General features: G+C 34.4%; 25 protein-coding genes. 20 read left to right on the forward strand and 5 right to left on the reverse strand.

Features of this window, described 5'->3' with window-relative positions; all coding sequences use genetic code 11:
• The first annotated feature begins 2 nt into the window (after positions 1-2).
• From AC0L3Q_RS05080 to AC0L3Q_RS05120, 9 genes are all read left to right on the forward strand, one after another.
• A complete protein-coding gene (locus AC0L3Q_RS05080; RefSeq protein ID WP_473285589.1) occupies positions 3-1,694 on the forward strand; it encodes an efflux RND transporter permease subunit in 1,692 nt (563 codons plus the stop codon).
• Entirely contained in the window at positions 1,691-3,148 is a 1,458-nt protein-coding gene (locus AC0L3Q_RS05085) for an efflux RND transporter permease subunit (RefSeq protein WP_473286888.1), read from the forward strand. The genes AC0L3Q_RS05080 and AC0L3Q_RS05085 overlap by 4 nt, the downstream gene beginning before the upstream one ends.
• Positions 3,149-3,229: 81 nt before the next feature.
• A complete protein-coding gene (locus AC0L3Q_RS05090; RefSeq protein WP_473286890.1) occupies positions 3,230-4,444 on the forward strand; it encodes a TolC family protein in 1,215 nt (404 codons plus the stop codon).
• A gap of 353 nt (positions 4,445-4,797) precedes the next feature.
• Entirely contained in the window at positions 4,798-5,361 is a 564-nt protein-coding gene (locus AC0L3Q_RS05095; protein WP_473285590.1) for a Crp/Fnr family transcriptional regulator, read from the forward strand.
• A 74-nt stretch (positions 5,362-5,435) separates the two neighbouring features.
• Positions 5,436-5,969 (forward strand): SRPBCC domain-containing protein, encoded by a 534-nt coding sequence (locus AC0L3Q_RS05100; protein ID WP_473285591.1) that lies wholly within the window; start codon positions 5,436-5,438, stop codon positions 5,967-5,969.
• Positions 5,969-6,442, forward strand: coding sequence for a YdeI/OmpD-associated family protein (locus tag AC0L3Q_RS05105; RefSeq protein WP_473285592.1), 474 nt, complete (start codon positions 5,969-5,971; stop codon positions 6,440-6,442). Before AC0L3Q_RS05100 ends, AC0L3Q_RS05105 begins: the two co-directional genes overlap by 1 nt.
• A 246-nt stretch (positions 6,443-6,688) precedes the next feature.
• Positions 6,689-7,549: a TraB/GumN family protein gene (locus AC0L3Q_RS05110; protein WP_473285593.1), complete on the forward strand. Its 861-nt coding sequence runs from the start codon at positions 6,689-6,691 to the stop codon at positions 7,547-7,549.
• A gap of 113 nt (positions 7,550-7,662) precedes the next feature.
• On the forward strand, positions 7,663-8,151 hold the full coding sequence (locus AC0L3Q_RS05115; RefSeq protein ID WP_473285594.1) for an RNA polymerase sigma factor: 489 nt from the start codon (positions 7,663-7,665) through the stop codon (positions 8,149-8,151).
• Positions 8,129-8,761, forward strand: a complete 633-nt coding sequence (locus tag AC0L3Q_RS05120) for a hypothetical protein (RefSeq protein WP_473285595.1) — start codon at positions 8,129-8,131, stop codon at positions 8,759-8,761. The genes AC0L3Q_RS05115 and AC0L3Q_RS05120 overlap by 23 nt, the downstream gene beginning before the upstream one ends.
• A 283-nt stretch (positions 8,762-9,044) precedes the next feature.
• Here the strand turns inward: AC0L3Q_RS05120 and AC0L3Q_RS05125 are convergent, their stop codons facing one another.
• The 3 genes from AC0L3Q_RS05125 to AC0L3Q_RS05135 form a co-directional block, all read right to left on the reverse strand.
• Entirely contained in the window at positions 9,045-10,625 is a 1,581-nt protein-coding gene (locus AC0L3Q_RS05125; RefSeq protein ID WP_473286891.1) for an IS1182 family transposase, read from the reverse strand.
• A 346-nt stretch (positions 10,626-10,971) separates the two neighbouring features.
• On the reverse strand, positions 10,972-11,199 hold the full coding sequence (locus AC0L3Q_RS05130) for a hypothetical protein (protein ID WP_473285596.1): 228 nt from the start codon (positions 11,197-11,199) through the stop codon (positions 10,972-10,974).
• Positions 11,200-11,390: 191 nt separating this feature from the next.
• Positions 11,391-12,620: a DUF1214 domain-containing protein gene (locus tag AC0L3Q_RS05135; RefSeq protein ID WP_473285597.1), complete on the reverse strand. Its 1,230-nt coding sequence runs from the start codon at positions 12,618-12,620 to the stop codon at positions 11,391-11,393.
• A 344-nt stretch (positions 12,621-12,964) separates the two neighbouring features.
• On the opposite strand from AC0L3Q_RS05135, the gene AC0L3Q_RS05140 reads away from it, so the two are divergent.
• The 8 genes from AC0L3Q_RS05140 (at position 12,965) to AC0L3Q_RS05175 (ending at position 18,604) form a co-directional block, all read left to right on the forward strand.
• Positions 12,965-13,531, forward strand: coding sequence for a Crp/Fnr family transcriptional regulator (locus AC0L3Q_RS05140; RefSeq protein ID WP_473286893.1), 567 nt, complete (start codon positions 12,965-12,967; stop codon positions 13,529-13,531).
• Positions 13,532-13,594: 63 nt separating this feature from the next.
• Positions 13,595-14,047, forward strand: a complete 453-nt coding sequence (locus tag AC0L3Q_RS05145) for a DoxX family protein (protein ID WP_473285598.1) — start codon at positions 13,595-13,597, stop codon at positions 14,045-14,047.
• A gap of 435 nt (positions 14,048-14,482) precedes the next feature.
• A complete protein-coding gene (locus tag AC0L3Q_RS05150; protein ID WP_473285599.1) occupies positions 14,483-14,932 on the forward strand; it encodes a DUF4174 domain-containing protein in 450 nt (149 codons plus the stop codon).
• A gap of 23 nt (positions 14,933-14,955) precedes the next feature.
• Positions 14,956-15,327 (forward strand): iron chaperone, encoded by a 372-nt coding sequence (locus AC0L3Q_RS05155; RefSeq protein WP_473285600.1) that lies wholly within the window; start codon positions 14,956-14,958, stop codon positions 15,325-15,327.
• Between the two features lie 32 nt (positions 15,328-15,359).
• Entirely contained in the window at positions 15,360-15,740 is a 381-nt protein-coding gene (locus AC0L3Q_RS05160) for a DUF1428 domain-containing protein (protein WP_473285601.1), read from the forward strand.
• A 161-nt stretch (positions 15,741-15,901) separates the two neighbouring features.
• The gene (locus AC0L3Q_RS05165; protein WP_473285602.1) at positions 15,902-16,405 is read left to right on the forward strand and encodes a hypothetical protein; all 504 of its coding nucleotides are present in this window, start codon (positions 15,902-15,904) and stop codon (positions 16,403-16,405) included.
• 198 nt (positions 16,406-16,603) lie between these two features.
• Complete coding sequence (locus AC0L3Q_RS05170; RefSeq protein WP_473285603.1) at positions 16,604-17,473, forward strand: AraC family transcriptional regulator; 870 nt, start codon at positions 16,604-16,606, stop codon at positions 17,471-17,473.
• Positions 17,474-17,530: 57 nt separating this feature from the next.
• Entirely contained in the window at positions 17,531-18,604 is a 1,074-nt protein-coding gene (locus tag AC0L3Q_RS05175) for a 3-keto-alpha-glucoside-1,2-lyase-like domain-containing protein (protein WP_473285604.1), read from the forward strand.
• 59 nt (positions 18,605-18,663) lie between these two features.
• Here the strand turns inward: AC0L3Q_RS05175 and AC0L3Q_RS05180 are convergent, their stop codons facing one another.
• Both AC0L3Q_RS05180 and AC0L3Q_RS05185 read right to left on the reverse strand, forming a co-directional pair.
• The gene (locus AC0L3Q_RS05180) at positions 18,664-20,025 is read right to left on the reverse strand and encodes an NADP-dependent isocitrate dehydrogenase (protein ID WP_473286894.1); all 1,362 of its coding nucleotides are present in this window, start codon (positions 20,023-20,025) and stop codon (positions 18,664-18,666) included.
• Complete coding sequence (locus AC0L3Q_RS05185) at positions 19,917-20,231, reverse strand: hypothetical protein (protein WP_473285605.1); 315 nt, start codon at positions 20,229-20,231, stop codon at positions 19,917-19,919. The genes AC0L3Q_RS05180 and AC0L3Q_RS05185 overlap by 109 nt, the downstream gene beginning before the upstream one ends.
• 549 nt (positions 20,232-20,780) lie before the next feature.
• On the opposite strand from AC0L3Q_RS05185, the gene AC0L3Q_RS05190 reads away from it, so the two are divergent.
• The 3 genes from AC0L3Q_RS05190 (at position 20,781) to AC0L3Q_RS05200 (ending at position 23,991) form a co-directional block, all read left to right on the forward strand.
• A complete protein-coding gene (locus tag AC0L3Q_RS05190; RefSeq protein ID WP_473285606.1) occupies positions 20,781-21,299 on the forward strand; it encodes a DinB family protein in 519 nt (172 codons plus the stop codon).
• 86 nt (positions 21,300-21,385) lie between these two features.
• Positions 21,386-22,195, forward strand: a complete 810-nt coding sequence (locus AC0L3Q_RS05195; protein ID WP_473285607.1) for an alpha/beta hydrolase — start codon at positions 21,386-21,388, stop codon at positions 22,193-22,195.
• Positions 22,196-22,617: 422 nt separating this feature from the next.
• A complete protein-coding gene (locus AC0L3Q_RS05200; protein WP_473285608.1) occupies positions 22,618-23,991 on the forward strand; it encodes a WD40/YVTN/BNR-like repeat-containing protein in 1,374 nt (457 codons plus the stop codon).
• Positions 23,992-24,070: the final 79 nt, after the last annotated feature.

Genomic DNA, 24,070 nt, shown 5'->3' on the forward strand with positions numbered 1-24,070 from the left:
TTATGAAAAACTTTCTCGGTTACTTTATAAAATATCCAGTTGCTGTAAACATTTTTATAGTAGGCTTTTTGATTTTCGGTTTTCTAGGATATCAAAAAATGAATTCCTCATTTTTTCCTCTGTCCGATGCTAAAACTATACAAGTTGCGGTTACCTATCCTGGAGCCTCTCCTGAAGAAGTAGAAGAAGGTATTGTAGAAAAAATTGAACGTAACCTTAAGGGCATTGAGGGTATTGACAGAGTAAGTTCTATTTCTCAAGAAAACAACGCTACTGTAACCATTGAAATTCTGTCAGATTTTGACATCAATTTGGTATTAGATGAAGTAAAAAACGCAGTTGATAGAATTCCTTCATTTCCAAAAGATATTGAACCACCGGTTATAGAGACAATTAAACCAGCAAGGCCAGCGATCTCATTTATCATTACTGGTGCAGATATTCCTTTACGAATTTTAAAAGAATATGCTCAAGATATAGAAAATGACTTGCTTAGGATTGATGGAATTTCGCAAATTGAGTTAACTGGTTTCCCTGATGAAGAAATAGAAATTTCGGTTTCGGAAGCTAAACTTAGAAATTACAATCTAACTTTTGAAGAGGTTGCCAGGTCTATTGCAGAAGCCAACATTAATATTTCTGGAGGTTCTATAAAAACCAAAGATGAAGAGTTTTTAATTAGAGCAGATAATAAAGGATATTATGCAGATAATCTTAATGGCATAGTGATAAAATCATCTATCGATGGATCAAAAGTATACCTTAGAGATATTGCTACATTGGATGACACCTTCAGTGACAATCCAGATAAACTATTCTACAATGGGGAACAAGCGATTCAAATCGATTTAAAAAACACGAATTCTGAAGATTTAATCACTAGTGTAGAAAGTGTAAAAAATTACATCAAAGAATTTAATGCAAAGAACTCAAATATTGAGTTAAAATCAATTTTTAATACTGCCGATCTTATCGAAGACAGAATTTCTCTTTTACTGGAAAATGCAATTGTCGGGATGGTACTAGTTTTAATACTCCTGTCTTTCTTTTTAAGACCTAGCGTAGCTTTTTGGGTAGCTTTTGGATTGCCAATATCTTTCTTCGGAATGTTTATTCTTTTACCCAACTACGGAGTTACCCTAAATATGCTCTCTATGTTTGGGATGATTCTGGTTATTGGTATACTCGTGGATGATGGTATTGTAATTGCCGAAAATATTTATAGCCGACGAGAAAAGGGAGAATCACCAATACAAGCAGCAGTAAATGGTACATTAGAAGTGTTAAAGCCTATTCTATCAGCTATTGCAACAACCATATTGGCATTTTCAGTGTTCTTTTTTTTAGATGGCCAAATAGGTGATTTTTTTGGAGATATTGCTGTAGTCGTCACCTTAACATTATTAGTGTCTTTGATCGAAGCGTTGTTGATTCTACCTGCACATTTAGCACATTCTAAGGATATCAAGAATATCAATAAGGTAAGTAAGTTCAATAAACTAGGCGAAAAATGTATGGACTATTTACGGGATAAGATATATAGTCCTATTTATAAAAAATGTCTACAGAATAAGTTTTTGTCGTTTGCTATTGTCTTTTTCTTATTCGTAATTACAATGGGGGCTTTTACAAGTGGGATCATAAAACTAACTTTTTTCCGACCAACGCAAGCGATCAAATTGTCGCAACCATAAATACACCACAAGGAACGAGCGAACGCATTACAGATTCTATTGCCACTTACATAGAAAATAACGTTTGGAAGGTCAACAAAGAATTAGGGCCTAATGAGGTTAATAAATCTCATATTGTTGGCACCGTAAAGCATATTGGTCCAAGTAGTTCGTCTAGTAGTATTACGATCAACTTATCACCTAGCGAAACTCGTTCTGTCTCTTCAATAGAGATTACAGATAAAATTCGTGCTTCTGTAGGTAATATTCCAATTCTTGAAAAATTATCTTTTAACTCTGGGGCTAATGTTGGTGGAGCACCTATTTCACTATCCTTACAAGGTAAAAATATGGAACAGATTAATAGGGCAAAGGAGATCGTATATGCCGAACTAAGGAAAAACCCAAATGTTAAGGATATTGTGGATTCAAGCCCAAAGGGGATCAAGGAAATTAATTTGAAACTGAAAGATAACGCACAACTCTTAGGCTTAAGCTATAATAATTTAATGACCCAAGTCAGGAATGCTTTCTATGGAAATGAAGTACAGCGAGTTCAACGAGGTCAAAATGAAGTAAAAATCTGGGTACGATACGACAAGGAAAACAGATCAACAATCAGTAACATTAATACCATTGAAATCAGTACATCAAATGGGCGGGTTCCCCTATCAGAAGTAGCTGAGTATACTATTGAAAGAGGTGAAGTAGCTATTAATCATTTAGACGGAATTCGAGAAGTAACCATAGAAGCAGATATTGATAATGCCAATGCCAGCGCAGCAGATGTCATGATAGATCTGAAAACAAGAGTTGCCAAATTGATAACAGAGAAGTATCCTGAAATTACGGTTTCTGCAGAAGGCCAAAATAGAGAAGTGAATAAAATTGCAGACTCTGCGATTTCAGTTTTACCAGCTATTATTTTTCTGATATATGTAGTAATAGTATTCACTTTTAGATCATTTAGTCAGCCATTTATATTATTGTCTCTTATACCTTTCAGCATTATCGGGGTGGCTTGGGGGCATTATTTGCATGGTTTTCCTATGAGTATTTTATCATATTTAGGGATTGTTGGTTTAATAGGTATTGTTGTAAACGATGGCTTGGTATTCACTAACAAGTTTAACTCATATTTAAAAGAGGGATTAAAATTTGAAGATGCTCTTTACGAAACAGGTAGAGCACGTTTTAGAGCTATTACCCTGACCTCGATTACTACAATAGCTGGTCTTGCTCCGTTGATGTTAGAAAGAAGCCTTCAAGCGCAGTTTTTAATACCAATGGCCATTGCTATTTCGTATGGAATAGCCATCGCAACGATATTGACATTATTTATTCTGCCAGTGTTTCTTTCGTTTTCCAATACGATCAAAGTATATATAAAATATATACGAACAGGAAAAAAACCAACCAGAGAAGAAGTAGAACGTGCAATCATAGAACAAGCAGTAGCAAATGAAGAATTTTAGAACGTTAGCAATAGTATTAGTTTTTTTATTACTTCTCCGGTAATTTCACAAAACATACTTTCCGTAGAGGAAGCTATACAAATAGCTGTAGAAAAAAACTACGATGTTCGTATTGCAAAAAACAATACCGAAATTTCCAGTATTGAAAAAAGACTATTAAATAGTGGTTATCTCCCCACCGTTAAAGTTTCTGGTGGAGTCAACTACTCTGATGAAAATCAAAACGTTACTTTTTCAGACGGAACTAATGCTAATGTGTCGAATGCGATAACAGAATCCTATAATGCTTCTGTTACGGCCGAGTATACGATTTTTGATGGATTTGAACGAAAATTCAATACTCAAAAGAATAATGAAAATTTTAATCTTAAAAAAATAGAAGAGCGACAGTCCATAGAAAATACCATTATTTCATTGTATGAAACGTATTACAATGTAGCGTATCAAAAACAGATTACCGAGAATCTCCTTTTAAATATTAAAAACTCTAAAGATCGTTTAGAACGGACCAAAAGAAGATTAAAATATGGGCAAGATTCGAAATTAAACGAACTAAACGCACAAGTAGATCTTAATAATGATAGCATCTCATACGCTTCGGCTTATAAAGATTTTAAAAACCTGAAACGTAATCTAAACCTCTTTTTAGGTAGAGATGTTACCATTGACTATACGGTAGATACGACTGTAGTTTTTCTAAATACAATTAGTGAAGACGTCATTTTGCAAAGTGCCATTGCTAATAATGTCACTTCTTTATTGCTTAAACAAAACATACTATTAAGTGAGTTGGATATTAAAATAAACAAAGCAAAATTTCTTCCCAAAATTAATGGCAATGCAAGTTACAATTGGAATGAGAGTATAAACCCCGTAACCTCATTTGCATTGAACAACGAAGCTTACGGAGTGAATTTAGGGTTAAGTTTATCTTGGAATTTATTCGACGGAGGGAAAAACAAAACAAGGGTTAGCACATCCAAGATAAAAAAACAAACTCGGGAAATAGAAATGCATAAAGCTGCCGAAGAATTAAAAACAGAAGTCTATAATGCTTACGAAGACTATATGAATAAGAAATTTACCCTTAAGGCTGAAAATCACAATATAGTAACCAATCAATTGAACTTTGATCGAACACAAAAACAATTTAGTCTTGGTCAGGTATCTGCTGTAGAATTTAGGCAAGCACAAATTAATCTTTTTAATGCCTTAAATAATTGTGCAAAAGCAAAATATGACGTAAAGATTGCAGAGGTTATTTTACTTCAATTAGGAGGGATTTTGTTAGAATAATAGATGATTTGTTTGTTTCAGTAGATTTATAGTGTGTTTTGTATAACTAATTTATGCTCACTAGTTTTTCAGATCAATCACTATAAATATAAGAAGAGGCTGCCTAAAAAAGCGGCCTCTTTTGATTAAAAAAGTTCTGTGTTTGTTCTGCCAAGGTCATATCAATAACAAAAATTGTTAGCTGTATTGATTTTGACTGTTATTCAGAAGGCTTACGGCAGTTAATTTATGAATCAGCAGAGGTTAACCCTTACTTTTCTGATTCAATAGGTGTGTATATATCTTGTATTTGGGAAATATAATTACCTTTAGTAACTATATACATACGTTAGCTGCAATATTGAAAAACATCCGTGAACAAATTAAAATCTGAAATAAAACGACTATCGAACGGAACGGAATCCGAGATAAACGAGATTTACGATAATTTGACTTTGACCATACTTGACAAAGGCGACTTTTTATTGAAACAAGGACACATTTGCAATCAATATTTCTTTGTCGAAAGTGGAGCAGTTCGACTTTATTATTGGAAGGAGGATAAAGAATTTACCGTTTGGCTTGGTCAAGAGGGACAGATATTCACGGAGTTGGATAGCTACCTCAATCAAAGTCCTGCACTTGTGTCAATTGAGAGTATGGAAAATAGTTTGGTCTATCGAATTGCAAAGGAAAAAAGTGACAAGCTTGCTCTAAAATCCATTGCATACAACACACTTTTGAGAAGAACAGTTGAGGAGGCTTTTGCAAGTATGTCAAGAAATATTATATCCTTCCAAAGTGAAGACGCCAAGGAACGTTATCGAAGAGTAGAAAAAGAAAAAAATTGGCTCGAAAAATATCCTTTGAAATATGTGTCAAGTTTTATTGGTATTACTCAAAGTTCGTTGAGCAGAGTTAGAGCGAAAAAAGATTGATTTTTTGCCATAGGGCAAAAATTGCTGGAATTATCATTTTTAGTTTTGTAACCGTATAACAAAAAACATAAAGAATGATAACAACAATCTTAATAGCAACAGGTGTCGGAATTTTAGTTGCTTTACTAATCTTAGTATTCAAACTTCCTACCAAAATCCAGTACGTTGAGGAAATCCAAGTAAATGCAAAAGTTAAAAAAGTTTACGATGCAATAAGATTTCAGGAACAATTAATGGATTGGTCTGCGTGGCCTTCAGAAACCAATTCGCAATGTGCCGTTAAAAATATAGACGGACAAATTGGAGCTCAAACCGTATATTTGCAAAAAGGAAAACAATTCGGCTATCAAGAAGTAACTGAACTTATTGAAAATGAAAAAGTCAGCTTTTACCTTACAAGTAAAGCACCTTTCGAGCAAGATACAAGAATGCATTTCTGTTTAAGACCAATCAATGAAAATCAAACCAATGTTTCTTTGTATTTTGACAATACATTAAAGCGACTAAGCCACGTCTTTCCGCACATTTTTGGAATTATAAATTGGACACACAAAATGCACTTAAAAGATTTGGCAGGACTAAAGGAATACGTAGAAAAAGAACAATAATGGATTTTTATCAAGGCATACAGTCAATCAAACAACTTGAAAAACGAAAAGGTGGGTATTTCTACTTGAAAATTGATTCAAAAATTATTGAACAGTTTAGTCGTAAAAGAGCAACACGATTGATTTGTACGATTGACGAAAATGTTACCTATCGTTGCGGTCTAAACCATTTGGGCGATGGCAACTACTTTATAATTCTTGCAAGTAAATACCTTGACCAATTAGAAAAAGAACTTGGCGACACAGTTGAATACAAAATCGAGAAAGACCCAGACCAATTGGGAGTTGATATGCCAGAAGTATTAACCGCCTTTTTGGAACAGAAGCCTGAATCCAAACGAATCTTTGACCAGCTCACAGATGGAAAAAAACGTAGTTTGATTTATGGGATTTTAAAAGTCAAAGACATCGATAGTCAAGTAAAAAACATTCAAGACTTCATAGAAATAGAGAGACGGAAAATAAAATCGTGAAAAAATACTGCACCTAACAACATGTATAAGCAATAGCGGTTTGGATTCTAACCCGAACCGTTTTTTCATATAAAAAAAGTATATTGTAATCCGAAAAGTAGTCGTTTAAAATCCGCTACTATTCTTATACGAGACCGTTGTGTGTAAGTTTGACTCATGAACTTTCCCTAGCATAAAAAAATGTTTTCGTTGTAACACTTCCAAGATTTTTTTCAACCTAAATAGAAATTATAAATCTTGTGAACAATGAAAAATTTAAAACAATTATTATCCGTCTTAGCAATTGCTATAAGCACAACTTTAAGTTTTGCACAGGACAAAGGACTACTTTATAAAATATCGGGAAATGGTATCGAAAATTCCTACTTGTATGGAACCATTCACCTTATGCCACCATCAAAATTTGAAATTAAGCAATCCATCAAAACTGCATTTGATAGGAGTGACAAAATTATCTTAGAATTAGATATGGATGACCCAAATATGCAGGCAGAGTTTATGAAAAACATTGTATTTACTGATGGTAATACGTTAGATAAATTCTTTGAAGCAAACGAACTAAAATTATTAGATAGTGCCTTAACCAAGACTGTAGGGGTAGGTATCCAGAATTTTAACTCTATGAAGCCTTTCATGGTTAACTCTATGTTAGTAGCGAGTTTCTTTGGTGAGCGTCCTGCAAGTTATGAGGGTACTTTTGTACAATGGGGAAAATCTCAAGGGAAAGATATCAAAGGATTAGAAACCGTAGCTGAACAGATAGGTGTTTTTGATAAAATACCGTATCAAGACCAAGCAGACAGAATGATAGATGCCTTAGAAGATATGGATGCTACTAAAAAAGTCTTTGATGAGTTGGTAGATTTATATCTTGAAGAAGATGTAGATGCCCTTTATAAATCCTTCTTTAAATATTATGATGGTGATGTTACTACTATTAAAATAATGCTGGATGAACGTAATATTAAGTGGATTCCAACAATAAAAGAATATTTAAAAGTAGGAACCAATTTTATAGGTGTAGGTGCAGGACATTTAGGTGGTGAAAATGGGGTTATTAATCTCTTACGTGCCGAAGGTTATACTGTTAAAGCAGTCCAAGACTAATAAATAAAAGGACGAATTTAGTGGGATGTGATATTCCCATTAAATATTAATTTTATAGTTAGTGTAACACTATGGCTATTTTTTACAACCTACTAGGTGTCAATATTCAATTAATGGATAGAACCCAAGAACAAAATTATATTCAACTCGTTCAAGAGCATCAGAGTATTATTAATAAAATCCTTTATCTCTATGGCGATGATGCTGAGTCTAAGAAAGATTTAAAACAGGATATCCTTGCTGAGGCTTGGAAGTCTTATTTGACTTTTGAAGGGCGTTCTCAGTTTTCAACGTGGTTGTATCGTATAGGTTTAAATGTAGCCTTTGCAGGATTGCGCAAGAAGAAAAAGCAAACCTATGTTTCTTTAGATGCTTCCATTTACAATGAGAGTGCAATTTCAAAACTACAAGGGAAAGAACTGTTAGATGCTATATTAAAATTATTGCAACCCGTAGAAAAATCGATTGTACTACTATTGGTTGAAGGGTACAATCAAAAAGAAATTTCAGAATTTATAGGACTTTCTGCTGTTAATACACGAGTAAAGGTTGGTCGATTACGAAAAAAATTAGAGCGATATGGATTTAAAAACATTACTTAATGATGCCGATTGGGATAGCTCTGATTTGAGTTATACTGAGGCGACATTAAAAGCCGACATCAGAAAAAAGACCGAAGGCCCGATGCGCCGAGTTTTAAATAACTCTAAACGTGCTATTGTACTTAACAGTATTATCTTAATTGGATTTATAGCGGTGTATTTTATTGCATCAAATGAAGTTACGCTATTAGCTGTAGGTTTAATTAGTGTTTGTTATGTCTTAATGATAGGTTCACTAATTTATGGGCGCAGTACCTTAAAAACACCTAATCTTAATCAAGATATAAAAGGTGCGCTACAGGATTTGATACGATATGATGAAGCTATAAATGCTTTTCAGTGCACGTATTTTTCTTGGATAATAACAATGGCATACGCTGGTGGTTTTTTATTAGGATTAGGCATACAAGGCAGAACTATTAGTCAGCTTATAGAGAAATGGCCGTTATTAATTATTTGGGTTTTAGGTGGGATAGGTGTTTACTACTTATCAAAATCTAAAGGATTTCGAGGATTTAACAGAAGTTTGAATCCAGGCTATTTTAATTCTAAAAACATTATTAAAACACAATTACAACTTTTAAATAACGAAGATGATGAAAATAAATAATCAAAATAAAGGTAAAATATCTGTTGCTATAGGCATCCTATTAGCTTGGGTTTGCATTATTTCTTGGGCATTTTACAAAGAAATGGAAACTAAAATTATAGCTCTATTCATTGTAAATTTTATTTGCTGTGGTATTTATCCAGTTTACTATATGTTTAATAGTAAGAAAGCTTCTGGTAAATGCACTAAAGTGTAAAAAAACCTACACACAACAACGGTAACCGTTGCACAAGCCAATATTTTTCAAATAATTGACCCTAAATGCGCTCTTTTAAGAGCGTTTTTATTTTGTTGTTATCTTATAAGGAATAAAATTATAATGGCTTATATACAGTTTTATAAAGCAAGGAAAGATGTTTTTGATTCTCAAAAAGCAGCGTGCAGCTCCTGCTCCACTTTTTAACTGTTTTTCTACAAATTTCAGGTACTTCTTCAAATTGTAGGCAGTTGCTGATAGGTGCATCACTTTATTAGCCTGCCTAATCCCGATCGTATTGATTTTCCGTAAGCCCATAAATTGGGTAAGTGTTCCAAACACTGGCTCAACAGTACTCTGTCGTTTGGATTTCATACGTTTGCCTTTTTTGGTTTGTAATCGCTCCTTAATACGCTCATATTCCTCTCTGTAATACGTAACACTAAATTTCTTCTCTTTAGCACTTTTACCCAAACAGCTTGATGATAATGGACATTCTCTACATATCTTGCTAGATATACGGTATTCTTTCTTCTTGGTCTTGGTACGATGATCCAAAAATACTTTCTTGAAGGGTACTACTGATCCGTTAGGACAGATATAATGATCTTTAGCTTCTACATAAGTAAACCCGTCTGGGCCTCCTTTATAGGTCCCGTGTGTTGGTATATAACCTATAATCCCTTTTTGTTCTAGATAAGCGTAGTTCTCTCCACTACTATAGCCTGTGTCGGCAAGTACGTTTTCCAATTGAAAACCAGACCCCCATAACCGCTGTTGTAAACGATCTACTATATCCTGTAGATATTGATTGTCTTTCCCATCGGCATGATAAGCCTTGATGTCAGTGATCACATGGTTAGCCGTATCTACACTTAGTTGGCTACAGTAATTAAGTTTTCTAGCCTTACCAGGTTTTACGCTTATACGCGCATCAGGATCGGTCGGACTATAATGTGTTTTGTTACTGGTGTAACGACTACCTTTATTACCAGCTCCAGGCCGATGATTTTGATGCGTACTCCAGTTGCCAGTGCGGCTCTCTATCTCTTTAAGCTCTTTATCGCTGGCAGTAATACCCCGCTGTTCCTTACTCGCTTTGTTTTCTTTGGCTTTGCGAAAAGTATCTTTATCACGGTTGCTAATATGACGAATATCCGCTAGATGAGCTGTTAGATCCTGCTCTGGAACTTTTAACTCCAAAGTATCCATGCTTGCATTTGCCTTTATCGGAGCTGAGTCAATGGCTTGAGTATTGCCTTTTACCATACCTTTACTAACACACATCTCGAAAATATGAGTAAATACCTGTTCAAAAACTGATTCCGGAAATAGTTGTCGTGTTCGGCTAATAGTAGAATGCCAAGGAAGCTCTTCATCTATATCATAGCCGATAAAATATAAAATATCCAATCGCATACTACAATGATCCATAAGTTTACGATCACTGATGATATTTTCTAAATACCCCACTAAACATAGTTTAAAGAATACAACGGGATCAATACTTTTTTGACCGCTAGATCCATAATACTCTTGAGTTAATCCGTATAAAAACTGAAGATCCAAAAAATCCTTGAGACGTCTGTAAAAATTATGTAATGGAACACGATCACTAAGCTGAAATTGATTGAAGAGCTTTTCTTGGTATATTTTCTTGCCTTGCATAACTAAAGATAACATACCAATCCAAAATCAATAACAAATCTATCTTACATTTTTGTTAACTTGTGCAACAGGCACAACGTGTATAAGCAATAGCGGTTTAAGTGTAAACTTGAACCGTTATTATTTTTATTTCAGTATATTACTTACCGAAAAGTAGTCGCATAAAATCCGTTACTGCTGATAAACAAAACATTGCTGATGATTTAATAATTATATTAGAAAGAATACGTATAAGTAAAAAGAGGTATGACCTTTGTTGGCATACCTCTTTAGAATTTCGAATAATTAGTAATTTCAATTTGTTGTAAGTTAATGAGATAACTAATTTTTATTGTTCTGTAATGGGTTATCTTTTTGCAGCTAAACCTTTTCCAGATTCAACACTTGAACTGGTTCTTACATCTGATCGTTTCTTGGTTTTTGAATTTAAGAACTGATCTGAAGTGGGTTCTTTTTGTATTTTACTATCACTATTTTGGTCCATTCCAATTTCTGTCGATTCATCCATAATATCTTCTTTTTCACAGCTTAGTAATGAAACCATTAAAGCTAATAGAAAGACTATTTTTTTCATAATGTTAAGATTTTAAGTTGGATAACAATTTAATGAAAAGCACCCTTAAATTATGTTAAACAAAATGGAATTGATAATATAGAAATAAATTAAAAACAGATAAAACATAATGCCAAACCACTCTAAACTCAAGAACTTAAGCCAACAAGTTTAGAATAATAGACTTGTTGCCTTATGTAGTATACTTTTTGTTATTTCCTAAAACCCCTAGGTTTGGTTAATGCTGAAACTTTACGTGCTGCAAGCTGCGCTTGTCTTTTCTTTGGACCAAAAAACGGTTCATCAGAAAGACACTTAAGAAGTTCTTTGAACTTGACCATTTTTGTATGAACAGCAGATGGCTCTTCGCATTCTGGCATCCCTTGCCATCGCATAAAAACAAATATGTTTTGTGTACCTGATGTGTCAAGCCAATTTGCAATACCAGGGTCTTTGGCACTAATCACCAATCGATATTCTCCTTTGTCATTACTCTGTGCTTGCGCTGCAGTTAAACTTGTTTGACGTTGGTAAAAATCAAGAGCATTAAACCAAAAATCACCTATTTGAATGGATTGATACTTAGCTTTAGAATTAGATACTGTGATAATAAGAGCATCATCAGATGCTATAGTAAAAAATCCAGCGGCATTCCATTGACCAGGTAAACCACTTCCATCTTGTGTGGGGCGCGGTTGGCTTAGATTACCACTGGCTAGGTTTGCTCTTAGGCGATCCACAAATTTTACCCAACCTTTTGTAGAGTTAATCAAATATTCAGAGGCTCTTGCGTATTGAGCATTTACTACTTTGGGGCTGGGGTTGGAATTAGGTTGACCGCTTGTGTCGGTACGCTCAATATACCAGGTGCCGCCCTTTTCTTTTTCCCAATCCATAAAACTTTCACGGATCAGAATACTGTTTGCCTGAAGATTGCCTTTATAATTCTGTAACCAATTTTCGGCTCCTTCAGGTTCTGTATCGCTGATAATGATTTCAAAAGTGCCGTCTGTCCTAATATTTAATTTTTCTCCTGTAATTTGATCTACGGTGATAGGGCTCGTTAAGTTTTCATTGTAACCAGGATTACCCGCACCAACTTGTATTTCAAGAGATGCACTTGTCCCTCGTTTACCGTGAATCACATATACGCCATCCGACGAAATTGTAGCAGCAAAATACTTATTGTCGGGATTGTATAATCCATATTGATTATGCTGACTCATAACCCTAAATTCAGGATGAAGCGGATCATGAACAACAAAACCTTCGTCTAGCGCTGCGGCTATCTGGTGTTTAAGTTGCTTTTCTGCCGCAGCAAGCTCTTGTTCTGGTGTTGGACTAAAAACATACCATGGTGCTGTTAACATGATTTCTCGTGCTTGCTCAATTGCTTGTGCGAATTGAAGCGCACCCGTTAATTCTGTTTGTGAATCATTCATAATGAGATGCGTGTTATTTCTTATAGTTTTGGATAAAAGTAAAGGCTTTTACAATGGTTGACTATAAGAATTCCGGGGAATACTATAACAATACCGACATGTAGTGAGCAGGTAATTAAGGATGCTAATCACCAGTTCGTTAACCACTAATCAGATAAAAGGATGGTGTGTCATTTCTGAATTTGTTTAAAATTTGAAAAATAAAACAAGCTCTAGTTCATACAGACTAATGTACGATCCGAAATGTTTGCTAAATTAAAGTATATTGTAATATGAAAGTTGTAGCGCTAAATCTGCTACTACTAACACACAAAACCGTCAGCCATAAACCAAAAAATCCTCAAATGAACGATATCAGAAAGTTTATTGAAAATATTACTCCAATGACTGATTCTGATTGGCAATTTTTCTCCTCAAAATTGCAAGAAGTAGCGCTTAAAAAACATACTGTTTTATTGAAATTTGGGGAGGTTGAGAATCATTTATACTTTATAGCAAAGGGAATAGTAAGATTTTATGTTCCGGGAGAAGAAGTCGATTTAACTTTTGGTTTTGTATTCGAAAATGAATTTGTGACAGGTTATGATTCATTTTTAACTCAAACCCCTTCAGAATACCAAACTGAAACATTGACAGATACCATTTTATGGAAAATTTCGCGCAAAGACTTAGAACAAGTCTATGAAAGAACAAGCAGTGGAAATATCATCGGACGAAAAATGGCTGAAAATATGTTTTTAATAAAATCAAAGAGAGAACTTTCCTTATTGAGTAAAACTGCAGAAGAACGATATTTAGATTTATTCTCAGACAGACCAAAATTGTTAAAACAAATTCCACTAAAATATATTGCATCATACATTGGTGTAACTCCACAGGCATTAAGCCGAATAAGAAGACGCATTACTTAACCTGGGTTCATTGTTTTTACCAGGGTGTTTCCTGACCTTTACACCTCAATAATTCCGAAAAACATGAAACCACTACTTGTACTATTATTAAGTTTTACGATCTCTATTTTTGCAATTAAAATCATTAAAAAAGAATATGATTTTGCCTTATCTGCAAGAATTGCGATGTCAATAATGCTCGTATTTACAGCTATTGGGCATTTTGTATATACCAAAGGAATGTCGATGATGATTCCTAGCTTTATTCCTTACAAAGAAGGTTTTGTTCATCTCACAGGAGTATTTGAAATTCTTTTAGCAATTGGCTTACTTATTCCTAAATTGAAAGTGATAAGCGGATGGGCTTTGCTTATCTTTCTAGTATTAATGTTGCCCGCGAATATTTATGCTGCAGTACACAATATAAATTATCAAAAAGGGACATTCGACGGGAACGGGCTGGCATACTTGTGGTTTAGAATTCCTTTACAAATACTTTTTATAGCTTGGATTTATGTTTGTTCAATCCGAATGTGATCTCAAGGAAAAACCAAGAGGTAACTATGTGTACAATTAATCGTGGGTGAATTTCTTCTGAGAAACTAACCTCTCTGTGTTTTACTTTTTGCGGAACCATCAGAAATGGCTGGTATGATCAATCCAGAAACTTTTAATGCCAAAAATTGGAAAATGCAATGAAAATGTTAAGTAGACAGGGAAGAGAACTAGAAGTTATTACTTTAGCTAAAAGTCTTATTAAAAAGAAAATAACAAGGCTAGCCAATATTTGACAAAAGCTTTACATATGGAAGATGATAATATTGAAGCGTAACATCTTTTGAGAAAAATAAAAAAGCAGTAGTGAAAACCACTATCGTTTGTAATATTTAATGTCCATAATTTATTAGTGGTTAACAACATATATACAAAATGGTCATGTAAATACTCGAATCATTTATATAAAACATAAAAATGAGTGCGATTTTAAGAGTCAAAATAATTGTAGCGATGATCTTCAACTTTGCGTTTGGGAGCAGTCATGGGCAGAATATAGAACAGCATAGATGGAGTAATAGAATACTAATCGTTAAGACACAAAGTGTTGCATCAAAAGAATATAAGATGCAATTAAAAGAATTTGAAAATGTATTTGCCGAGATGATTAAAAGAAAGTTGATACTTTACAAAATATCCGGGAGAGATTTTACATTAACAAATTATAAAAACAGTGCGTTGAATAGTTATGGAGAAGTATCGAAAAAACTTGCCGATAGTGTTTTGAATAAACATGATGATTTTGAAGTAATTTTAATTGGCCTGGATGGGCAAATAAAACTTCAACAGACCGAAGTGTTAACAAAAGAAGATCTATTTACAACTATAGATGCTATGCCAATGCGGAAAAGTGAAATGAGAAACTAAAAGATATGGTAAAAAAAGGAGCAATGCCGAGTTACAAGACGGTAGATGACTATATAGACAATCAATCAAGTGAAGCACAATTCATTTTACGTGAACTAAGAAGTTTAATCAAAGAAGCTGTTCCAGAAGTTGTAGAAATCACTGATTATAAAGTTCCTTCTTTCACCCTTATCAAAGGGATAAAACCCGAACAGCAATTGATGATAGCGGCATATACGAAATACGTGAGTTTTTATCCCTCAGAAACGACAGTAAACCATTTTGCGAAACAATTGAAGGGTTTTGATGTAGGGAAAGGAACAGTCAAATTTTCATTCAATACACCGCTGCCCGAAGAACTAATTCGTCAAATGGTAAAATTTAGACATGAAGAACTTCTAAAAAAACAGAAGTAATGATAATAAACTAACCAATTCATATATAAAATATGGAACAATATATAGATGGCTTCGTTTTTCCAATACCTCGTATTTATTTGGAAGAATACAAAAAGGTAGCAGAAGAAGTAGCTGAAGTTTGGAAAGAGTTCGGAGCAATAGCGTACTTCGAATTTGTTGGAGATGATTTGTTTTTAGAAGGCACAAAATCTTTTGTAAAAACTGTAGATGCAAAAGAGGACGAAGAAATTGTATTTGGCTGGGTAGTTTTTCCTTCAAAAGAAATACGGGATACTGCCAACAAAAAAGTACCTACCGACCCAAGAATGGCTTCGTTAGTTTCGCCATTAATGCATCCAGAGAAATTGATTTTTGATGCCAGTAGGATGATTTATGGAGGATTCAGGCCTCTTGTGCAATCGAATGAATAAGTTGGAAGTGAAAAATAGCATCCTATAACAGGATGAACAATCCATTCGCTCTCAACAATCTTTGTATATTTAGTAAGTGAAAAACCGTTCTAAAAGACAATTCGATTAAGAAATTATATACGAACTATTATAAAAATGAATCTATCTAATCCAGTTACAACATGAAAAATCTAAAATTGCTAACAGGTATTTTAATCTTTAGTATCTGCATATCGTTTGTTGAAAAGAAAAGTGATAAGATGGATCCTATTGTAGGTGTTTGGAGAATAGAAAAAACTGTTCATGTGTATAAAGATGGTAATACTGAGATCGAATATCCATCAGAATGCTTTAAAAATAGAAGATATGAATATAAATCAAACGGGAGTCTTATTTTTAAAAGAACAGAAGGAGAAAAGTTAGAGGAGTGTATTAACAGACCAAAGGATTTTTGGACTGGAAAGTGGAAAAAAGTCAATGACAAAACTTATCAGATGGATTATAGAGTTATGTTCTCTGATAAAAATATAAGTAATTACTCTAATAAGACCAATACTTTTTCTTTTTCGAATAATAACAACACACTAAAGATCTATGATGATTACTCTAAATCTGAAACATCATTTGTAAAAAGTCCGGAGGGAGTTATTGTTGCCGATTATTCGGTTTATAAGAGAGTGAAGTAAGAAAGGCATGTAGCATAATTATAGTGTCTTGCATTTGAATTCTCTGTTACCACCAACTTTCCTTGATTATAATGGGTTAAGCACATATGCATTCATTACAATTTTGTTACCTTGGAACTCTTAGAAAATTCCTCAATGGGATTTAATGATCTATAGACTCAACGTAATAAAGCATTTAAAAACAAAATATAAGTATCCTTGCGAAAATTCTTTCTTGAAAAAAGGAAATACGGCTTTGAGCTGTTGATGGATGTACACACTTTTGAGAACAATCCTAATGTGTTCTTTGAGTCGGATCCCCATACCTGCGATTTTTTTGAGATTATGATTTTCGAAAAAGCTTCGGGAACGATGGATTTGAACGGACAGCTATTAGAGGTTGCTGAGAACAGTATATTTTTTATCTGTCCCTTTCAAAAAAAGTCCTGTAAAATCCCTCTCGAGGATATCAAAGGGTTTCATTTGGTGTTTCAAAATAACTTCTTGTCCGATTTTTTTGACGACAAACTGTTTGCATATCGATTACAATACTTTTATAACTCCCAACAACCTCAATATCTACTGCTGAAAGATGAAGAATATGATATCATCCGATTTGCTTTGAAAGAGATAATTGCCGAGATCAACGATTATCATAATGATAGTTCTCATATCATACGTTCATTGTTGTATTTTTCTTTATCAAAACTTAATCGATTCTATTCCACCTTTTATAATATTTCTCCAGATACACAATCTGACACCAGAATTCACAAATTCAAAGAACTACTTGAGTTGAATATTCGCAAAACACATTCAGTGAACAACTATTGTGAAATGCTGCAATTAAACCGGCATAAACTGAATAAGTTGGTAAAGGAACATACAGGGCACTCTTCAAAAGAAATCATCAATAACAGGCTACTGCAAGAAGTAAAGCGGGAACTTCGGTATTCTGCCAAAACGATAGCCGAAATCGCCTATGATTTAAATTTTAGTGAGCCCAACAATTTGACCAGATTTTTTAGAAAGATGGAAGGCGTTAGTCCTGTTGCCTACAGAAAAAGTGCTCAAAATGATAGTTTTTAGGATTGAAATGATATGACCACAAAGACTGGTATCCTTGATATTTGTAAATAAAAAATCATGACAAAAATCCTGTTTTCTATTATTTTGTTGTTGAGCCTTCAAATAGCTTTTGGACAAAGTTCATTGCAAAAAATTGATATGATTCCTGCCAAATGGAATGTTCCCAAAGATGCGCTTTTTGAAAATTTTGACAATCGAGAAACTCTTGTCCTGAAAAAAGGGAGGGCTACGGTCAAAAATCTGAGTTTTACAAATGGGACAATCGAGGTAGATATATATGCTAACCCCAAGAGAAGCTTTGCGGGTATCAATTTCAGAGAACACAACAACCATCTAGAGGAGGTGTATATGCGAATGCACAAATCAAACCAGGTAGACGCCGTGCAGTACACTCCCATGTTTAATAATGAGTCAAATTGGCAATTGTATAGAGAACACCAGGCAAAAGTACCTTTTAAGGATACAGGATGGAATACCCTGCGAGTTGAGGTGCGTAATCAAAGTGCTGAAATCTTTGTAAATAATACAAGGGTAATGACCGTAGGCAAGCTGAAAACAGAACAATACCAGGGAGGAGTAGGGCTTTGGGCTTTGTTTGGAAATCGGTTTTCAAACTTTAAGGTCTCACATAGGAATATCGATCAAAAACCTGACCTGGCCAAAGCAACAAAAGGAGAGCCTAACATCATCACCCGTTGGAAGATTACTACATCCTTTCCCTATGAAGAAGAAAAACTCAATTTTTCGTCTTTTGCCAAAGAGGAATATACTTCAGTAGCTACAGAAGAGTCAGGCTTATTGCCCATATCAAAATATGTTAAAAAGTCTTCTGCTGGTAGTTTTGAACAAAACAAGGAAGATTATATAGTTGCAACCAAAACCATCGAATCGGAGAACAATGAAACTCGGCTCTTTTCATTTGATTATAGTGACAAAATAATGGTATACCTGAATGGTAAACTTATTTTCAAAGGTAATAATGCTTTTAGGGCCAAAGGCATTCAACATACGGGACATGTGGATATCAATACCAACAAATTGTATCTTGAACTTGAAAAAGGGATAAACAATATTCACTGCGTAGTGATAGACAAGGCAAACGGATGGGGATTGATTGGTAAATTAGAATAAAAACCCATACCATCCGTATGGGTTTTTAATTTCATGATAAGGTTTATTAAAGATTAATTCTATTCTCCTTGTCCTAAAGAAAAACTACGTTTCTCATTAAACTTATATAGATTCTCTGTTTTGATTATATCAAAACCTGAAGTGTTTAATGTGGATAAGAGGGCTAATATTTGTTCAAATTCAATTTGAAAATATTGAGGTTCTTCGCTTTTTATTTTGGCATCTTTTCCTACAAATCTACAACGCCAGTGATCTGTGCAATAAGTCTCCTTTAAACCGTTTGGATAAACTTTTACACCTCTGTTGGTGATCATTTTAAGCTTTAGTTTGCTCGTATTTAATGATGATAGTGCATCACCTAGTATATTTGGGTTATCTCCAGACCAATCTAAAAACACATCTATTCCTACAAGTTCTTTGTGTTCTTCTTTGCGAACGTATTCTGGTATTTGGATCTTTCCGCCCTTACTATTTAAAAGATTTTTATTAAGTTTTTTAGGACTTTTGCCAAGGTTGGAAATAACTTTTTCGGCGAACTCATTTGTACCAACCTTTTTGAGGCTTTTACCCTTTTGGTAGATATCTGCCGTATGATAACCTTCCTCAAGGGTTACAAGCCATGCATTCTTGATTTTGTTCGCTATTTTTGGTTGCCCAATATGACCTAACATGGCAACAGCTGCATTAATTAGACCCGAAGGATTCGCTATGTTTTGTCCTGCGATATCTGGAGCAGAGCCATGTATAGCTTCAAACATCGCAACATCCCTACCTATATTTGCCGATCCACACATACCTACAGAACCTCCAATCTCTGCTGCTATATCCGAAATAATATCCCCATACAGATTCGCGGTTACAATTACATCATAGTTCTCTGGTGCAGCCGCTAAGCGTGCTGACCCGATATCGATAATCTGAGTTTCACTTTTTATCTCGGGATATTCATTTGCAATTTCTTCAAAAATTTGGTGAAATAGCCCATCTGTAATTTTCATAATATTATCCTTGACCATACAGGTAACCTTCTTCCTTCCGTTAGCCTGGGCGTATTCAAACGCGTAGCGAATTATTCTTTCTGATCCCGGACGAGTAATTAATTTCAAGCATTGATAAACATCTTGTGTTTGTCTGTGTTCAATTCCTGCATATAAATCTTCTTCATTCTCTCTAATGATCACAACATCCATATCTGGAAAATGACTTTTTACATAAGGAGTATAAGATTCTACTGGTCTTACATTAGCAAAGAGTCCGAGAGATTTTCGTAAAGTCACATTCAAACTTTTATAACCTTTTCCTTGAGGAGTAGTTATAGGAGCCTTGAAAATGATTTTGTTTGACCGAATCTTTTCCCATTCATCGCTATCAATTCCTGCCGTGTTGCCTTGTAGGTATTTTTTTCTCCCAACTCTATATATTCATAATCTAACTTGGCCTCTGCTGCATCAAGAATGCGTAGCGTCGCATTCATTATTTCTGGGCCTATACCATCTCCTTTTGCAACGGCGACTTTTGTCTTTGATGGAATACGAATAGGTTTTTTTCCTCGATATCTTTTACAAAATCTAAATTCATAGGTATAAAGTTTTAATTTATAAGTACAAATATCGGAACAATTAATCATTTATTTTTATTTATATATTTAATGAAAAACATAAATTTTTTATATGAATATTGGCTTTGCATATAAACTCTTATGTTCCTTTTTTAGAAAATGTAGCTGCTCTATTAGAGTATATTTAAGATATTCAAATCGGGAAAAACTGGTCGTAGAACTTCAAGATATAAATTGGGCAAAAAAAGTAGAATTCTAATTACTAATTGAGTATGATGCTTTTTAATCCAATGGAAATTAATTCGATTGCTATTCAGGCATTGCAAGAAATTAAAGTAATATGATTATTGTAATTAGGGTACAATTTGGGTTATAAAACGTTTACATAAAATTCCATATATTTAGGTCTCATCCATAATTTTATATTTTGAAGGTAACACTGAAACTTATAGTAGCTTAATAATTAGCCAGTAAACTACAAGGCTAATCTTTTTGTGTTCGGATAATCTTCCGAACCAATTTTCTTTTCAATGTATTCGTATGTTTGTTATCGACACTTATAGACTAGGTGTTCCTGCATATGAATACTATATCAATTAAGTAAAAATATAAGTATTCATGAAAAATCAAAAAGTTAAAAAGAATCCAGAATTTTTAGAATATGTTTTAAAACTCAATGGAGATATTGAACTCATAGAAGCGCTCGAACGTAGTTTGAAAGAGCTCAATGAGGTTGATATTGAACAATTCAACAGAATTGGTTTAAAAACCTATGAAAAAGGGAAATGGACCATTCATAAAATTCTGCAACATCTCATTGATTGGGAAAGAATTTGGTGTTTTAGAGCTGTGATTTTTGCTCGTTCAGAAGGGAGCATCCCAGATGCGCACGATCAGGAAATCATGGGTAAAAACTCTAATGCAGATGAACTTTCCATAGAGCAATTGGTAAATGAGCTTCGTATTGTACGCCGATCCACCATACTGCTGTTTGAATCTTTTAGTAAGAAAATACTCGAAACCAATTGTGTGTTTTTTGAATATGAAATGCCTTTGTATACGATTGGGTTGACCATAACAGCGCATCAAATCCATCATTTTAGGGTAATTGAAGATAGATATCTAAGGTTAGATTAATAATATTTGAATTTATGTAAGCGCTTTTGTACTTTTTCAGAACTAATTCTAGGCCCAAGCGCTATAACAATTTTTAAGAAAGTAATATGACTCCGGATCATCAACTAGATTTACGTTCGCAGCACCCTGATTTTCAGTATTTTTTGGATATCAACGAAAATGAATCCAAAAGAATAAGAGAAAGTTATAGTTGTTCTTTGGATGAAAAATATGGAGAAGCTCCGCTACAAACCTTAGACATATTCCCTTCAGACATTCCTAATTCTCCAATTGTAATATTTATACACGGAGGTTATTGGCGTGCATTGGATAAAAGGAGTTACAGCTTTGTAGCGGAACCTTTTGTGAACAATAATTGTACTACTTGTATAGTGAACTACCGTCTTATTCCAACGGTAGATATGAAGATGGCCCTCAACGATATTGAAACTTCTATACGCTGGATTCAAAAAAATGCATCTGATTACAATGGTAATTCAAATAAGCTTATAGTCTGTGGACATTCTGCAGGAGGACACCTGGCTCTAATGGCCTATTTAATGAATGAGAATCTGAGGTCGGCTATCCAGGCAATTTGCAGTCTTAGTGGAATATTTGATTTAGCGCCAATAAAAAACAGTTATCTCAATCAGATGTTACAATTAAATGAAGAAGATGTAGTATTGTACAGTGTCTCAAATAAGGATTTATCTGCGTTAAAATGTCCTGTTTTGCTCGGTGTGGGGGCAAATGAAACTGATTTATTCATTGAGGAGTCTAAAAATCTATATGCGAAAAATAGATCAGAGGCTCCAATAGAATACTACCAATACCCAGAACTGAATCACTACCAGATAGTGCATAAATTGGGACAAGAAGACAGTCCTTTGGTAAAGTTTATAATAGAAAAAATTTAAAAAGGTAGTTGCAAAAAATGAAGACCATCAAAACAGTGATTTATGCAAAATGTTGTTAATCAATACGGACCTCATTAATTATAGTTTATAGTTACAGAATGAATTTAAAAAAACTATAGTTATGTATGTAATTTATTACCTCTGGATACCTTAACTGACCAAGTAATGGAATTCATTGCAGATTTGCTATCTTAGTTCACTTATCAGAATCTTCCTTTGGAGCTTAGTAATTAATCATACTCACATACATCGTACTTCATCATAATGAATCCATAAACAATGAATACATTTTTCACACTTTCATCTACATCCCAAACTAAACACAACTTCAGTAAAACACTAAAATTTCTTCTTATCTGCATGCTATTACTACCGGTAAGTCATCATGCACAAAAAAGGAAAAGAAAACTCAAGAATCTATTTTGAAGCTTACCGATTCTTTGTTTCATGGTTTAAAATGGCGAAATATAGGTCCGTTTAGAGGAGGTAGAAGTGTTGCATCTTCTGGAGTTATCGGGAAACCTCATACCTATTACATGGGATCTACGGGAGGTGGCGTTTTCAAAACTACAGATGATGGTATTACCTGGAAAAATGTTTCAGATAAATTTTTTAAAACAGGATCTGTTGGAGCAATCACCGTATCAGAAAGCGATACCAATATTGTAGTCGTAGGAATGGGAGAACATGCAGCCCGAGGTGTGATGACTTCTATGGGTGATGGGGTGTACAAATCGATGGATGCAGGAAAAACATGGACTCATATAGGACTAGAGAAAACTCGTCATATCTCAGATGTGATTATTCATCCCACAAATCCAGATGTCATTTATGTAGCGGCACAAGGAGCACAATATGCACCTACCAAGGAAAGAGGAATTTACAGAAGCATAGACGGGGGTAAAAGCTGGGAACAAATACTATTCATCAATACAAATACTGGAGCATCTTCATTATCAATGGATATGACAAATCCACGTATTTTGTACGCGTCCATGTGGCAACATCGTCGTTACCCTTGGCTTATAGAATCTGGAGGGGAACATTCTGACTTGTATACATCTACTGATGGAGGTGATACCTGGACCAAAATGAAAGAGGGATTGCCAACAGAATTTGGTAAATCTGGGATTTCCGTTTCCAGAGCAAATCCAGAGCGGGTTTTTGCAGTGATAGAAGCAGAAGGTGAAAAAGGAGGAGTGTATCGCTCTGATGATGCTGGTAAAAAATGGAAACAAGTAAACAAAAACCGTGTAAACATAGCACGCTCCTGGTATTACATGGAGATTTTTGCCGATCCGCAAAATGAAAATGTAGTCTATGTTTTAAATGCTCCAGTGATGAAATCAATAGATGGAGGTAAGAGTTTTTCTAATATCCCGGTTCCTCACGGGGATAATCATCACCTATGGATCAATCCATACGATAACAAGAATCTAATCAACTCTAATGATGGAGGAGCCAATATTTCTTTCAATGGAGGGAAGAGTTGGAGCACACAACAAAATCAGGCTACATCTCAATTTTATCGAGTGATCACTGATAATTTGGTCCCTTATAATGTCTACGGAGGGCAACAAGATAATTCGGCAATTGCTATTGCGAGTCGTACTAATGACCAAGGAATTGATTGGAAGGATTGGTATTCTGTAGCGGGGGAGAAAGCGCTTTTATTGCATTTGATCCAGATAATCCAGAGACGGTGTATGGCGGAACGTATCAAGGTAATATTAGTAAATGGACTAAATCATCAAGAGAACAGAAAGCGATCAAGGAATATCCAGAATTGGGATTGAGCATAGCCCCAGAAGATTCGAGATATCGTTATAACTGGAATGCGCCAATTATTTCATCTCCTCATAATAGAAAAACGAT

The sequence above is a fragment of the Aquimarina sp. KJ22-3 genome (assembly GCF_055808215.1).

Coding starts and splice junctions, on each gene's coding strand:
- AC0L3Q_RS05130 (WP_473285596.1), bottom strand. CDS start 11,199: ATGAAAAAAATAGTCTTTCTATTAGCTTTAATGGTTTCATTACTAAGC.
- AC0L3Q_RS05110 (WP_473285593.1), top strand. CDS start 6,689: ATGAAAAATTTAAAACAATTATTATCCGTCTTAGCAATTGCTATAAGC.
- AC0L3Q_RS05165 (WP_473285602.1), top strand. CDS start 15,902: ATGAAAAATCTAAAATTGCTAACAGGTATTTTAATCTTTAGTATCTGC.
- AC0L3Q_RS05190 (WP_473285606.1), top strand. CDS start 20,781: ATGAAAAATCAAAAAGTTAAAAAGAATCCAGAATTTTTAGAATATGTT.
- AC0L3Q_RS05080 (WP_473285589.1), top strand. CDS start 3: ATGAAAAACTTTCTCGGTTACTTTATAAAATATCCAGTTGCTGTAAAC.
- AC0L3Q_RS05185 (WP_473285605.1), bottom strand. CDS start 20,231: ATGATTAATTGTTCCGATATTTGTACTTATAAATTAAAACTTTATACC.
- AC0L3Q_RS05105 (WP_473285592.1), top strand. CDS start 5,969: ATGGATTTTTATCAAGGCATACAGTCAATCAAACAACTTGAAAAACGA.
- AC0L3Q_RS05120 (WP_473285595.1), top strand. CDS start 8,129: ATGGATTTAAAAACATTACTTAATGATGCCGATTGGGATAGCTCTGAT.
- AC0L3Q_RS05150 (WP_473285599.1), top strand. CDS start 14,483: ATGAGTGCGATTTTAAGAGTCAAAATAATTGTAGCGATGATCTTCAAC.
- AC0L3Q_RS05195 (WP_473285607.1), top strand. CDS start 21,386: ATGACTCCGGATCATCAACTAGATTTACGTTCGCAGCACCCTGATTTT.
- AC0L3Q_RS05135 (WP_473285597.1), bottom strand. CDS start 12,620: ATGAATGATTCACAAACAGAATTAACGGGTGCGCTTCAATTCGCACAA.
- AC0L3Q_RS05175 (WP_473285604.1), top strand. CDS start 17,531: ATGACAAAAATCCTGTTTTCTATTATTTTGTTGTTGAGCCTTCAAATA.
- AC0L3Q_RS05140 (WP_473286893.1), top strand. CDS start 12,965: ATGAACGATATCAGAAAGTTTATTGAAAATATTACTCCAATGACTGAT.
- AC0L3Q_RS05160 (WP_473285601.1), top strand. CDS start 15,360: ATGGAACAATATATAGATGGCTTCGTTTTTCCAATACCTCGTATTTAT.
- AC0L3Q_RS05145 (WP_473285598.1), top strand. CDS start 13,595: ATGAAACCACTACTTGTACTATTATTAAGTTTTACGATCTCTATTTTT.
- AC0L3Q_RS05155 (WP_473285600.1), top strand. CDS start 14,956: ATGCCGAGTTACAAGACGGTAGATGACTATATAGACAATCAATCAAGT.
- AC0L3Q_RS05115 (WP_473285594.1), top strand. CDS start 7,663: ATGGATAGAACCCAAGAACAAAATTATATTCAACTCGTTCAAGAGCAT.
- AC0L3Q_RS05100 (WP_473285591.1), top strand. CDS start 5,436: ATGATAACAACAATCTTAATAGCAACAGGTGTCGGAATTTTAGTTGCT.
- AC0L3Q_RS05125 (WP_473286891.1), bottom strand. CDS start 10,625: ATGCAAGGCAAGAAAATATACCAAGAAAAGCTCTTCAATCAATTTCAG.